This is a genomic window from Pseudoalteromonas sp. SCSIO 43210 (assembly GCF_054133285.1).
In genome coordinates, this window is the sequence record NZ_CP087225.1 from 3,566,850 (window position 1) to 3,580,889 (window position 14,040).

Below are 14,040 nucleotides of genomic sequence, written 5' to 3' on the forward strand. Positions count from 1 at the left end.
ATACCTATGCTGAGAAAGAGTATATTTAAGGTGTAAAAAAAGCGACCTAAGTCGCTTTTCTAACATTTCACTTAATTGTTAAGCTTTTAATTATAAGTTATTTGCACTTGTATCAAGCGGTTCAAAGCTTTTAATCAAATCGTCTACCGCTTTCATTTGCGATAGGTAACCTTCTAACTTGCTAAGTGCTAGCGCGCAAGGGCCATCACATTTCGCTTCGTTAGGATTTGGGTGCGCTTCTATAAATAAACCAGCAATACCCAATGCCATACCACTTCGAGCAAGCTCAGCTGCTTGTGCACGACGACCATCAGCCGAATCTGTACGACCGCCTGGACGTTGTAGCGCATGTGTTGCATCAAAAATCACTGGAGCCATTGCTTTCATGTCATCCATGCCAAGCATATCAACCACTAGATTATTATACCCAAAGCTAGAGCCTCGTTCACAAAGTGCTACGTTGTTATTACCCGCTTCATTAAATTTAGTAATGATGTGACGCATTTCGTGTGGTGCTAAAAACTGTGGTTTTTTCACGTTAATGATCGCGCCTGTTTTTGCCATAGCAACCACTAAATCAGTTTGACGTGCTAGAAATGCAGGTAACTGAATAACATCGACAACTTCAGCAACAGGGGCCGCTTGATGTGGTTCATGTACATCGGTAATAAGCGGAATATTGAACGTTTTTTTAATCTCTTCAAATATTTTTAAACCTTCTTCCATACCTGGACCACGGTACGAATTGATTGAAGATCGATTAGCTTTATCAAATGACGCTTTAAATACATAAGGAATATTTAATTTAGCGGTTACTTCTACGTAATGCTCTGCAACACGCATAGCTAAATCGCGAGATTCTAATACGTTAATACCACCAAACAATACAAACGGTTTGTTGTTTGCTAGTTCAATTTCATTAATTTTAATAATTTGGTCTTTCATTTAAATTCCTTACGGTGCAACTGCTTGCATCATTAATCCACAAATATAAGCCATATACGTACCCACACCATAGCCCAGTACAGCTAACAGGACACCAACAGGCGCTAATGACGGATGAAACGCTGATGCTACAACAGGTGCAGACGCTGCACCGCCCACATTAGCCTGCGAGCCCACTGCCATATAAAATAACGGTGCTTTAATTAGTTTAGCAACTAGCAACATTAAACTTGCATGTACAAGCATCCAAATAGCACCCACTAAAAACAAGCCGGGATTATCAAAAATGGCGGTTACATTCATATGCAAACCAATCGATGCAACTAAAATATATAAAAAGCTAGAGGCCACTTTTGAAGCACCAAACGCCTCTATTTGTCTCACTTTAGTAAAAGATAAACTAATACCAATCGTAGTCGATATGACAATCAACCAAAAGAATTTGCTGTTTAGGCTGTACTCTTTTGCCCACTCATAAGTAGTGCCAAAATAAGGACCTAGAAAATCAGCACAAAAATGTGCTAAACCAGTAATACCAAATGCAATAGCAAGTAATGTCATGTAGTCGTTAAGAGTAGGCATGCGAGCATGTTCTGCGTGATATGTTTCTACTCGGCGTTTTAAATCTTCAATTGCGCTAGTATCGGCACCTGTTGCCGCATCAATTTTCTTATGATTTGCTGCCATTAACAATAAAACAGCCATCCAAATATTAGCGACTATTACATCAACAGTAACCATCACCGAAAATATATCGCCGCCAACTTCAAACATCTCTTTCATTGAAGCTTGGTTTGCACCGCCACCAATCCAGCTACCCGCAACAGTTGTCATACCGCGCCATACCGCATCAGGACCATGGCCACCAACAATACTAGGGTCAACAGCACTGACGACTAAAATAGCCAAAGGTCCACCAATAACAATACCCAAGGTACCTACTAAAAACATAATAAGTGCTTTAGGGCCTAAATTAAGTATGGCTCTTAAATCAATACTAATGGTAAGAAGTATTAAACAAGCTGGCAGTAAGTAGCGCGAAGCTACGTAATAAACATTGGACTTATTGCCATCAACTATACCAAATGTATTCAGTAGTGACGGTAAAAAGTAACAAAGTAACAAGGCCGGTACGTATTTATAAAATCTTTTTAGTGCTGGGCGTTCACTGTTTGAGGTTTTAAATATAAACCCCAAAATAACAGCAAGTAAACCAAGTACAACGGCATCATTGGTTATTAATGCACTTTGAGTTTCAACCATAATTTTTCCTATTCTTAATGGTGAGTTTTATTATTATCTTCTAATTCTTCTATCTGATGTTGAATAATCTCAATAGCAGGATCGTCAGGACATTCATCGACAAAAAATTGTAAATCATCTCGTGCCATTTTAGGACAATCGAGTTGATTTAATAAGTAGCCTCTGTCGCGTCTTTCATACGGGTCGTCGCCAATTAATTCCATCAACATTTCTACACACGTTAAAGCATGGCCAAATTTATTTTCGCTTATAAAAGACCATTTTTGTTGAGCTAAGAACAATTTATATACTTCATCATCAAAAATAAGTTCTAGTGGTTCCTGTTCTTGCCCATCATCTTCATCCGCATTTTCAGGGATAATATACCAACTTTGTTGACCGCTACTTGGTTCAATTATGTAGCCTTCCTCATCGCTAATAGCGACATGCACACCAATATCGCCTTGGTTTAAGCTCATGCTAGCATCGAGTTTAGCGTGTTGTAAAAAGTGGCACAGTAAAATAGCTAATGTAGTTGGGGAGCCACTGCGCATGGTTAAGGTATAACTTAAACTATTTAGTTTATGCTCAGGCACTTTTAAGCTTGAGGCACTAAATAGCCAGGTACTATAAAAAGTATCTAATAATTTTTCTAAGCGATCGTGATCGTCGCTGACTTTTAAGCACAAAACATTTATTTGTTGCTCAAAGTCGGTGAGAATGTCAAAACTTGCTGTTAAATCTAATTGAGGATCCCATTTAGACTCAGCTTTAATACAACGATAAATTGCCGCTGGGGTAAATTCATCAAAAGCATCATCAACATAAGATTCATCGTGTTCATCAAACCCGAGGGTGGTCATCAATACTGCAACATTTTAGAAAACGAAGGCGTAGTTTACCTAACTTTAAAGCTATATACCAATATAGTGATGTTTTTGAATACTTGCAGCGAGGTGGAAGAACGAGCTTTACAGACAATACCGTAAAGCTCAAATTATTAAGGTTGACTTTAGAACAACAAAGCTGATTTAGACGTCGCTAAATAACCTATCGCTAAAACAACAACGGTATTAATTACAATGTAAATAATTTTAGCTAGGGTGTTAGTTTGCTTTGAACTTTTAACCCCTATCGCAATATACACAACAACTAAAATTATCTTTTCTAACAACCATAGCTGCTCAAAAGGGTTAATTTTAGCCATAAAAACAAGTGTAAGAGCAGAAACCAACAGTAGTGTATCTATGCTATGACTACCAATAAGTACCAACTTATTCTTAGCTATTTTGCCACTACCAATTCGCGAAAAAGAGCGAACATAAAATAAAATAACACTGAGCATAGCAATTGCCATGTGTGAGTGCTTTACTGCTAAATAATCCATATGCCCCTGTACTTCTATATTTTTGATATTAATCTGGAAAACGAGTTAATACTATTTCTATTTCATTAAGCTTATCGTTAAGCACTTCAACAAGTTTAGGCTCAAAATGCGATCCTTTTTGTGAATTGATTTCATCAACCACTCGTTGCAGTGACCAAGGCTCTTTATAACAGCGTTTATGGCGAAGTGCATCATAAACGTCAGCAAGAGAGACTATTCGGCCAAATACATTTATTTCTTCACCTTTCAATCCATTCGGATAGCCAGAGCCATCCCATTTTTCATGGTGTTCTTTTGCTATAATTGCACCAGCACTAACAATTTCCCTCGGTGAATCTTTTAAAATGCTATAACCTTTATCTGTGTGGGTTTTCATCACTTCCCACTCTTGGCCGTCGAGCTTTCCTGGTTTATTTAAAATAGCATCCGGTATACCTACTTTTCCAACATCATGCAAAGGCGATGCTAATCGAACTAAATCGGCTTCTCGCTTAGATAAGCCATAACCCTCAGCCAATATATGACAAATATTAGCCACACGCTTAACATGATTACCTGTTTCACTTGAGCGCTGCTCTACCGCTTCACTCAATCTATAAACTAATTCCTGCTGAGTTGCTTCTATTTCTGATTGTAACTGCACATTTTCAAATGCTAATTGCACATTTTGCGAAAAAATCTCAATTAAATGACGTTGCGTATCCGTTAATAATTTTGGGATACCTGATATAAATAACATTGAGTTATGATTATATTGACTACTGCAGTAAGCAAATAGGTAATTATCTTTATATACGATTGTTTTGCCACTTAATGCTTGTTGACACGCCGTAAGTTGTTCACTTTTAAGAACCAGCTCTAACTCTTTTCCTTCACTTTGTTCAAAGTCCCCTGTACCTGAACGAACAATAAGCTTTTTGTTATTGTTTTCTTCTGGATTTTGAGCAACTAATGTAGTGGCGTACATTGCTTGATCTGCAATACCTAATAACGAGGTAAGTTGCTGCATTACGCCCTCAGTGAAACTATCTATTGAATGAGCCGAAAATATATCCCTTGAGGCTTTTATTATTTTCTCTAGCCCTTCGCGTGATTGTTCAATAGAAATAATATCGCGATATGAACGAAGACTAGACATAATAACAGTGAATAGTTTTTGCGCCGTTAATTCCGTTTTCGATTTATAATCATTAATATCATAATCAACAATAACTTGTCTTTCAGGTGCTTGACCCGGTTGACCCGTTCGTAAAATAATTCGAATATGATTGTTTTTAGCTGTTTCACGAATGTATTTAGCGACTTGCAAACCCGCATCATCCGTTTCCATTACTACATCAAGCAAAACTATGGCGGCATCAGAGTGCTCGTCTATTAACTTTTTCGCTTCTGCACCAGAGTATGCACTTACAAACTCCAATCGTTTATTTTGAAAATCAAAATCGCTTAATGCCAATTTTGTTACAGCATGAACCTCAGGTTCGTCGTCAACGATTAATACTTTCCAGGTGCCCTGTTCTATTTTACTAACAGGCTCTTGAGGCTCATCTGAAAATAAGAAATCATCCATCATAGCTAAAATTTCCTCGCAGCATTTTTTAATACACAAGTAGACAATTTTTACTATTTAAGGCCACTGTGCGAGCGTTACACGGTCATTATTACCAAGGTCTTTCACTGTTTTAATATTAACAAACGCCATTTTTTCAAAGAAATGACGAACAGCTTCACCTTGCTCAAAACCGTGTTCTATTAAAAGATAGCCATTAGATAGCAAATAGTCACGTGATTGTGTAATTATTTGTTTAATATCAGACATTCCGCAATCATCAGCCACTAATGCCGATAAAGGCTCAAAACGCACATCGCCCTGATTTAAATGTATATCGTTGCTTTCGATGTAAGGTGGGTTTGTGACTATTAGATTAAACTTTTCACCGTGCAACTCACTAAACCAGTTGCTTTGTTTAACGTGCACGTTATTAATTGCCAATCGCTGCTGGTTACGTGTAGCAAGTGCAACGGCATCACTTACTCTATCTACTGCAATAATTTGCCAATCAGGCATTTCACTACCCAGTGCCAACGCAATTGCACCAGTACCCGTGCCTAAATCAAGTACTTTAGCTGTAGCAGGAACAGCCACTTCAAGTGCTTGTTCTACTAATGTTTCAGTATCAGGGCGAGGTATTAAGGTTGTTGCGTTAACTTCAAGCGATAAACTCCAAAACTCACGTTGCCCTGTAATATGTGCAACAGGTTCACCGTTTAAACGTCGTTGGCAAAATGTATTAAATTGCTGTTGTTGCTTAGCGTTAAGTTCATGCTCTGGCCAAGTAAAAAGGTAACTGCGAGGTTTTTGAAGAATATGTAGAAGTAAAACTTGTGCGTCTAATTTAGCACTTTCGCTGCTAGGTGCTAATAAATTAGCGCCTGCAGCAATTGCTTGTTCAAGAGTTTGGCTCACGATTACTCGTCGCCCATAGCCGCTAATAAGTCAGCTTGATACTCTTGCATTAATGGGTCAATAACGCAGCTTAAATCACCCGCTACCACTTCGTTTAAACGATAAAGTGTTAAGTTAATGCGGTGATCGGTAATACGACCTTGCGGGTAGTTATAAGTACGGATACGTTCAGAACGATCGCCACTACCAACTAAGTCACGACGTTCAGATGCTTCTGCCGCATGGCGCTTTTCATCTTCAGCTTGTTGCAAACGTGCTGCAAGTACTGACATCGCTTTAGCGCGGTTTTTATGCTGCGAACGCTGATCCTGACACTCAACCACAACACCGGTAGGTATATGTGTAAGTCGAATAGCAGAATCGGTTTTGTTAACGTGCTGACCACCTGCGCCTGATGCACGAAATGTATCAACTTTTAAATCTGCGGTATTAATTTGTATCGCTTCGGCCTCTGGTACTTCCGCCATTACCGCAACAGTACACGCAGAGGTATGCACTCGCCCTTGTGATTCAGTTTCTGGCACACGTTGTACACGGTGTACACCTGATTCAAACTTTAATTGACCGTAGACGCCTTCGCCACTGATATTCGCAATCACTTCTTTGTAACCACCGTGCTCACCTTCATTGGTGCTCACAACTTCTACTTTCCATTTTTTAGTTTCTGCATAGCGGCTGTACATACGGAATAAATCGCCAGCAAAAATAGCCGCTTCATCACCGCCTGTTCCAGCGCGTACTTCAACAAACACATTATTGTTATCTCGCGGATCTTTTGGCAACATTAATACTTGAATTTGATCCTCAATTACCAAAATTTGTGCTTTAGCTTCTTTATATTCTTCTTGCGCCATTTCACGCATTTCAGGGTCAGAATCTTTAAGCATCTCTTCTGCACTGGCTAAATTGTCTTGCGTTTCTTTATAAGTTAAAAACGTTTTTACAATCTCTTCAAGCTCGGAGTATTCTTTTGAAAGCCCACGAAAACGATTTTGATCACTAATGACCGACGGGTCGCTTAGCAGCGCTTGTACTTCTTCGTAACGCTCTACTAAGGTTTCTAATTTATTATAAACAGACTCTTTCATTTAACGGTTATTCCTGATCAATACCTAACATTTTTTTCAACTGGTTTAGCTGCGCCACTTCACCTTTTTTCGCTGCATCTTGTATTGCACGGGTAGGCGCGTGCATTAAGCGATTGGTTAATTTATTGGCCAACTCTAAAATTACTTTTTCTGCGTCTTTACCACTAGAGAGCTGACTAACGGCTCTTTCCACTAATTCCGACTTTATTGTTTGTACATCATTTCGATAATGGCGAATTAAATCTACCGAATCGAGTGAGCGCATCCACATTGCAAATTCTTTGGTGCGTTCAGTGATAATTATTTGTGCTTGTTCAGCCGCTTGTTCTCGTGCCGCCATATTCTCGCTTACAATGGTTTGTAAGTCATCAACGGAATATAAATAGGCTGCATCAAGTTCTCCTACCTGGCTTTCTATATCGCGTGGAACCGCAATATCAATAAATAGCATAGGTTTATGGCGTCGCTGTTTAAGCGCTTGCTCAACAACCCCTTTACCAATAATTGGTAATGTACTGGCGGTAGAACTAATCACGATATCCGCTTTATATAAACGTTCAGGCAGTTGCGCTAATGCAATAACATCCGCAGACACTTCATCAGCTAAGCTACGCGCTCGTTCAATTGTTCTATTGGCAACGGTGATATTTTGCGGCTCATTTTGGTATAAGTGTTTAGCTACCAGTTCAATTGTTTCGCCTGCACCAATTAATAAAACTTTGGTTTTGTCGAGTTTGCCATAAATATGTTTTGCCAAGTTAACGGCGGCAAACGCCACTGAAACAGCGCTTGCACCAATATTGGTTTCTGTACGAACTTCTTTAGCAACCGAAAATGTTTTTTGAAACAACCTATCAAATGTAACACCTACAGCATCATGCGTTTTGGCGCTATTGTAGGCTTGCTTAATTTGCCCTAAAATTTGCGGTTCACCCAAAACTAAAGAGTCTAACCCGCAAGCAACACGCATTAAGTGCTTTATTGCCTCGTTATTTTCATAGCAATATATATTCTTAATCAGTTCAAGTTCATCCAAACCATGGAAACTGGCAAGCCAACTCAACAGTGTTTGGGAATTTTGCTGAGCAAGGCTACAATAGACTTCAGTTCGATTACAGGTAGAAACAATTACAGCTTCATTAAAGTCGGCGTGGCCACTTAATTGTTGCAACGCCTCTGAAATTTGCTCAGGCGAAAAAGCCACTTTCTCACGTAATTCTACGGAAGCGGTTTTGTGATTAATACCGAGTGCTATTATGGTCATATGTGCCAAATATTGCTGAGCCCTACTTCAAAGGCGGCAATTTTATCAAAAATCAGCGGAATATGGAAAGTAAGGAACAACATTTGATTCGACAATATTTTATTTTACTCATGTTTTTTTTATTTTTAGGCGGTTGCGCCCAACAAATAACATCTAAAACAATACTTTATGACAATTGGAAAGCTCACCTAGCAGATCAAAAAACTTGGCATGTAAAAGGTAAATTGGCTTTTATAAGCCCAGATGAGCGCCAATCTGCAAATTTAAATTGGCAACAAACCAAAAACAATAACAATTTAGTGCTTACCTCATTTATTGGTACGCGTATTTTGCAACTCAGACAAACAAGCGAAGGCGCAGAACTAGAATTTGATGACGATAAGTATTACGACACAAATGCCGCACAACTTCTTAAGCGTTTAACTGGTTTTACTCTCCCTGTTAATAATGCTGAAAATTGGTTAAAAGGCACAATTGACGCGCAAAGTTTAAAAGTCGATGAACTTGGTCGTGCCACACAAGTACTGTGGTTCGATGACATAGGTAAAAAGTGGCAAATAGAGTATGCCAGCTATATACAAAGTGCAGGATATTGGCTGCCAACAAAAATAACATTAAAACACCAAAAAATTAAAATCAAAATTCAACTCTACGATTGGCAATTTAATTAAATATGAATAACACGACGTCTTTTACACTTATTGCTCCGGCAAAACTCAACTTATTTTTACACATTAATGGTCGCCGTGAAGATGGCTATCATGAGTTAGAAACGTTATTTACTTTTTTAAATTTTGGTGACGAACTGACTTTTGAGCTGATAGATACACCCGACATTTTTATAACAGGTGATACTAAAGGCATACCATTAACCGATAATCTAATCTATAAAGCCGCTTTATTATTAAAAACTCAGAGTAAAACACGACTGGGTGTAAAAATAAATTTAATAAAACGTTTACCAATGGGTGGCGGTGTTGGCGGTGGTTCGTCTGATGCTGCGACCACGTTATTGGCCTTAAATAAACTCTGGAAAATTGATCGTAGTTTAGATGAATTAGCACGTTTAGGGTTACAACTAGGGGCTGATGTTCCTGTATTTGTTCGAGGTCAAAGCGCCATAGCACATGGGATTGGCGAAGAATTACACCAGGTAGAACTTGAGCAAAAATGGTACTGCGTCGTACACCCAAATCAACATGTAAGTACAGCTACAATATTTACGCATCCGGATTTAAAACGCGATACACCAAAAATTTTAGGCGATTGGAAACACCATACTTTGACCAACGATTGTGAGCCTTTAGTTAAAAAGCTCTGTCCCGAGGTTGAAAAGACCCTCCAGTGGTTGCTAAAATACGCTCCGTCGAAGATGACCGGAACAGGTTCATGTTGTTTTGTAGAATTTGCGAGTCAAGTTCAAGCACAAGATGTACTTGCTAATCTCCCCCATACTTGGCAGGGATTTATCGCCTCAAGCGTTAATATCTCCCCTGCTCATACGGAGTTAGCCGCCATATTCGATCAATGAAGTAACGTACAAGTAATAATAAGTTAACTCGCAGTGGTATTTATCATTGCCCGTTAGTCCAAAATTTCAGTGCCTGAGGAACCCAACCGTGCCTGACATGAAGCTCTTCGCTGGTAACGCAACACCTGAGTTAGCTCAAAAAGTTGCAAAACGTTTATATATTGAATTAGGCGATGCTGTTGTTGGCCGTTTTAGCGACGGTGAGATCAGTGTTCAAATAAATGAAAATGTTCGTGGCTCGGATGTTTTTATATTGCAATCAACCTGTGCCCCTACAAACGATAACCTTATGGAACTTATCGTTATGGTTGATGCACTACGTCGTGCATCTGCAGGTCGTATTACTGCCGTCATTCCTTATTTTGGTTATGCCCGTCAAGATCGTCGTGTACGTTCTGCCCGTGTACCAATTACTGCTAAAGTTGTTGCAGATTTCTTATCAAGCGTTGGTGTTGACCGTGTTCTTACGGTTGATTTACACGCAGAGCAAATCCAAGGCTTCTTTGATGTACCAGTGGATAACGTATTCGGTAGCCCTGTATTACTTGAAGATATGAAAGAGCGTCATTTTGATGATGTCGTGATTGTATCTCCAGATATTGGTGGTGTTGTACGAGCTCGCGCTATTGCAAAATTACTAAATGATACTGATTTAGCTATTATTGATAAACGCCGCCCACAAGCAAACGTTTCTCAAGTAATGCATATTATTGGTGACGTTGAAGGCCGTGATTGTATTATCGTCGATGATATGATTGATACCGGTGGTACCTTATGTAAAGCAGCTGAAGCACTTAAAGAACATGGTGCAAAGCGTGTATTTGCTTATGCTACCCACCCGATTCTTTCAGGTAAAGCAGCAGAAAATTTACGTGACTCAGTAATTGATGAAGTTATTGTAACTGACTCAATTCCATTATCTGAGGAACTTAAAGCCCTTGATAAAATTAAGGTATTAACGCTTGCAGATATGTTAGCGGAAACTATTCGTCGTATTAGTAACGAGGAATCTATTTCAGCGATGTTCGAGCACTAAAATCAAACATTTCTGAATATAAAAGCGCCTTTAGGCGCTTTTTTTGTAAGCGATGTATATTTTAAAATCGTGTGGTGGTATGATAGCGCGCCTTTTGGCTGGGGTCCTTGGTCGCAAAGGCCCTACACATTTAATTATTGGAGACATCATGTCTAACAAAACTTACACTTATAACGCTGAACTTCGCGTAGAAACTGGTACTGGTGCGAGCCGCCGCCTACGTCGCGAAGACAAAGTTCCAGCAATCCTTTACGGAGCTGATAAAGAAGCTTTATCACTTACTTTTGCTCATAAAGATATGATCAAAGCACAAGAAGACGAAGGCTTTTACACGCATATCCTTACGCTTAACGTAGATGGCGAAGCTGTTGAAGTAATCTTAAAAGATATCCAACGTCACCCATTCAAGCCTAAGCTTACTCACCTTGATTTCCAACGTGTAGATGCTACTCATAAATTTCAAACTAAAGTTCCTCTACACTTCATCGGTGAAGAGATTGTAACTAAAGCTGGCGCAACTGTTGTTCACCAGTTAACTGAAGTTGAAATTACGTGTCTTCCAAAAGCACTTCCAGAATTCATTGAAGTAGATGTTTCTAAGTTTGTTGTTGGCGATTCTGTTCATATTTCTGACCTTACTTTCCCTAAAGGCGTTAGCTCTGTAGATTTAGGTAAAGGCGAAGGCCATGATCAGTCTATCCTGACTATCAAAGCAAACAAAGCAGCTCCAGTTGAAGACGACGCTGCAGCAGCAGAATAATTTTTAAGGTCTCGCAACCTTGAATTCTATTCAAATGCTTGTGGGCCTGGCTAATCCAGGCCCCGAATACGCAAACACACGCCACAATGCAGGTGCTTGGTTTATCGAGCAAATCGCTGCACGCTATAACTGCACTCTAAAACACGATCCTAAGTATCACGGCCTTACAGGCAAAGTGATAATTCAAGGCCAAGAATTCAAATTATTGATCCCCACTACTTACATGAATTTAAGTGGTAAAGCGGTCAGTAGTTTAGCTAATTTTTTCAAAATCCCTGTCGAGGACATTTTAGTTGCCCATGACGAATTGGATTTAGACCCAGGCGTTGCCAAATTAAAAAAAGGCGGCGGGCATGGCGGTCATAATGGTTTAAAAGACATTATTGCAAAAATGGCAAATCAAAAAGACTTTATGCGCTTGCGCATTGGTGTAGGTCATCCGGGGCATCGTGAAATGGTAACTGGTTGGGTGCTTGGAAAAGCGGCCAAAGAAGACCAAGAAAAAATGGATGCTGCTGTTGATGAAGCAGTTCGTTGCATGGAAATGCTTGCAAAAGATGGTGTGTTAAAAGCACAAAACAGACTACATTCGTTTAAACCCTAGTAACTTGGGTCCAAGTACACCGTTTAAACGAATTCTAAACAAGGTATCTTACTATGGGTTTTAAATGTGGCATCGTTGGCTTGCCTAACGTTGGTAAATCAACGCTTTTCAATGCACTAACTAAAGCGGGTATTGAAGCCGCTAACTTTCCTTTTTGTACCATTGAGCCTAATACAGGTGTGGTACCTGTGCCAGATCCTCGTCTAGACGAACTTGCTAAAATTGTTAATCCTCAACGAATTCTTACCACTAGTATGGAATTTGTAGACATTGCAGGATTAGTAAAAGGCGCATCTAAAGGTGAAGGCCTTGGTAACCAGTTTTTAGCTAATATTCGTGAAACCGATGCAATTGGCCACGTAGTTCGCTGTTTTGAAGATGAAAACATCATCCACGTAGCTGGTACTATTGACCCTGCTGACGATATTGACGTAATCAACACTGAGTTAGTACTTGCTGATATGGATAGCGCTGAAAAAGCCCTTTTCCGTAACGCAAAAAAAGCAAAAGGTGGTGATAAAGACGCCAAAGAGCAAAATGCCGTACTTGAAAAAGTAAAAGTACATCTTGATGAAGGCTTAACTTTACGAGCTTTAGCATTAACTAAAGAAGAAAAAGCAGCAATCAGCTCTATCAACTTCTTAACTATTAAACCAACTATGTATATTGCAAACGTTGCTGAAGATGGTTTTGAAAATAATCCATACCTTGACCGTGTACGCGCTATTGCTGCAGCTGAAGATGCGATTGTTGTTCCTGTATGTGCTGCTATCGAATCTGAGCTTTCAGAATTAGATGACGAAGACAAGCTTGAGTTTATGGCTGATCTTGGCTTAGAAGAGCCTGGCCTTAATCTTGTTATTCGTGGTGGTTATGAATTACTACAATTACAAACTTATTTCACTGCGGGTGTTAAAGAAGTGCGTGCATGGACAATCCCTGTAGGTGCAACAGCGCCACAAGCAGCGGGTAAAATCCATACCGACTTCGAGCGTGGCTTTATTCGTGCGCAAACGATTGCTTTTGACGACTTTGTTGCCTTTAAAGGTGAAAGCGGCGCAAAAGAAGCAGGTAAGATGCGTCAAGAAGGTAAAGAGTACATTGTTAAAGATGGCGATGTAATGAACTTCTTATTCAACGTATAAGTCAAATGAAACCAAATTAGTATTGGTAATAATTTTAAAGGCTCGTTTTTACGAGCCTTTTTTGTACCTCCAACGTTATAAACTTATAACATTGGCATAGCCACAACCTAAATGCCTACGTTTAATCTAAAAATACACCCTAAGCAGAAGATCAAACCTCAATAATAAGTACCTCTTAAACAAATTAATGTTAAGATTTAACCAGAGCGTAATAATTTGTTGAATAATCAAACACCTTCAAACTATTGGTTTTTGCTTTTTTTATTTAGCGACAAATTTTGTATGTGAATTGCACTCAAAAAATCATCATTTTTATTAAAATTTAGCCGCTTAGCTTAATTTTCCTGCAAACAAACACAGTTAAGTGTTTTTTTGCAAAAAAGGTGTTGACGAATTTGGGTCATATCAGCATAATACGCCCCGCACTCAGCGATGAAGTGCTAACAAAAAAAGATGGCTAAGTAGCTCAGCTGGTTAGAGCACATCACTCATAATGATGGGGTCACAGGTTCAAATCCCGTCTTAGCCACCATATTTTTTGTTGCTCAATGAAGAGTTTAAAATAACTACC

At 39.2% G+C, this 14,040-nt stretch carries 14 protein-coding genes and 1 tRNA gene; 7 read left to right on the forward strand and 8 right to left on the reverse strand.

Annotated features, from left to right (window positions below; genetic code table 11):
* Window positions 1-90: 90 nt before the first annotated feature.
* The 8 genes from kdsA to hemA form a co-directional block, all read right to left on the reverse strand.
* Entirely contained in the window at window positions 91-945 is an 855-nt protein-coding gene (kdsA, locus tag LOS73_RS15390) for a 3-deoxy-8-phosphooctulonate synthase (RefSeq protein ID WP_342863840.1), read from the reverse strand.
* 9 nt (window positions 946-954) lie between these two features.
* The gene (locus LOS73_RS15395) at window positions 955-2,208 is read right to left on the reverse strand and encodes a DUF819 family protein (protein ID WP_007378112.1); all 1,254 of its coding nucleotides are present in this window, start codon (window positions 2,206-2,208) and stop codon (window positions 955-957) included.
* Between the two features lie 14 nt (window positions 2,209-2,222).
* Window positions 2,223-3,050: a tetratricopeptide repeat protein gene (locus tag LOS73_RS15400; protein ID WP_007378113.1), complete on the reverse strand. Its 828-nt coding sequence runs from the start codon at window positions 3,048-3,050 to the stop codon at window positions 2,223-2,225.
* A 149-nt stretch (window positions 3,051-3,199) separates the two neighbouring features.
* A complete protein-coding gene (locus tag LOS73_RS15405; protein WP_007378114.1) occupies window positions 3,200-3,574 on the reverse strand; it encodes a SirB2 family protein in 375 nt (124 codons plus the stop codon).
* A gap of 28 nt (window positions 3,575-3,602) precedes the next feature.
* Window positions 3,603-5,147: a DUF3369 domain-containing protein gene (locus LOS73_RS15410; RefSeq protein WP_457933940.1), complete on the reverse strand. Its 1,545-nt coding sequence runs from the start codon at window positions 5,145-5,147 to the stop codon at window positions 3,603-3,605.
* Between the two features lie 54 nt (window positions 5,148-5,201).
* Window positions 5,202-6,041 (reverse strand): peptide chain release factor N(5)-glutamine methyltransferase, encoded by an 840-nt coding sequence (gene prmC / locus LOS73_RS15415; protein ID WP_033029070.1) that lies wholly within the window; start codon window positions 6,039-6,041, stop codon window positions 5,202-5,204.
* Window positions 6,042-6,043: 2 nt separating this feature from the next.
* Entirely contained in the window at window positions 6,044-7,129 is a 1,086-nt protein-coding gene (gene prfA, locus LOS73_RS15420; protein ID WP_007378117.1) for a peptide chain release factor 1, read from the reverse strand.
* Window positions 7,130-7,136: 7 nt separating this feature from the next.
* Window positions 7,137-8,393, reverse strand: a complete 1,257-nt coding sequence (gene hemA / locus LOS73_RS15425) for a glutamyl-tRNA reductase (protein ID WP_457933941.1) — start codon at window positions 8,391-8,393, stop codon at window positions 7,137-7,139.
* A gap of 83 nt (window positions 8,394-8,476) precedes the next feature.
* Between hemA and lolB the strand changes: the two genes are divergently transcribed.
* The 7 genes from lolB (at window position 8,477) to LOS73_RS15460 (ending at window position 14,001) form a co-directional block, all read left to right on the forward strand.
* Window positions 8,477-9,064: a lipoprotein insertase outer membrane protein LolB gene (gene lolB, locus LOS73_RS15430; RefSeq protein WP_007378119.1), complete on the forward strand. Its 588-nt coding sequence runs from the start codon at window positions 8,477-8,479 to the stop codon at window positions 9,062-9,064.
* Window positions 9,065-9,066: 2 nt separating this feature from the next.
* Entirely contained in the window at window positions 9,067-9,924 is an 858-nt protein-coding gene (gene ispE / locus LOS73_RS15435; protein WP_007378120.1) for a 4-(cytidine 5'-diphospho)-2-C-methyl-D-erythritol kinase, read from the forward strand.
* Window positions 9,925-10,012: 88 nt separating this feature from the next.
* The gene (locus LOS73_RS15440) at window positions 10,013-10,960 is read left to right on the forward strand and encodes a ribose-phosphate pyrophosphokinase (protein WP_007378121.1); all 948 of its coding nucleotides are present in this window, start codon (window positions 10,013-10,015) and stop codon (window positions 10,958-10,960) included.
* Window positions 10,961-11,108: 148 nt separating this feature from the next.
* Window positions 11,109-11,720, forward strand: a complete 612-nt coding sequence (locus tag LOS73_RS15445) for a 50S ribosomal protein L25/general stress protein Ctc (protein ID WP_033029113.1) — start codon at window positions 11,109-11,111, stop codon at window positions 11,718-11,720.
* A gap of 19 nt (window positions 11,721-11,739) precedes the next feature.
* Window positions 11,740-12,324, forward strand: a complete 585-nt coding sequence (gene pth, locus LOS73_RS15450) for an aminoacyl-tRNA hydrolase (protein ID WP_033029079.1) — start codon at window positions 11,740-11,742, stop codon at window positions 12,322-12,324.
* 53 nt (window positions 12,325-12,377) lie between these two features.
* A complete protein-coding gene (gene ychF / locus LOS73_RS15455) occupies window positions 12,378-13,469 on the forward strand; it encodes a redox-regulated ATPase YchF (RefSeq protein ID WP_182753487.1) in 1,092 nt (363 codons plus the stop codon).
* 455 nt (window positions 13,470-13,924) lie between these two features.
* Window positions 13,925-14,001 (forward strand) — tRNA-Met (locus tag LOS73_RS15460).
* Window positions 14,002-14,040 lie beyond the last annotated feature (39 nt).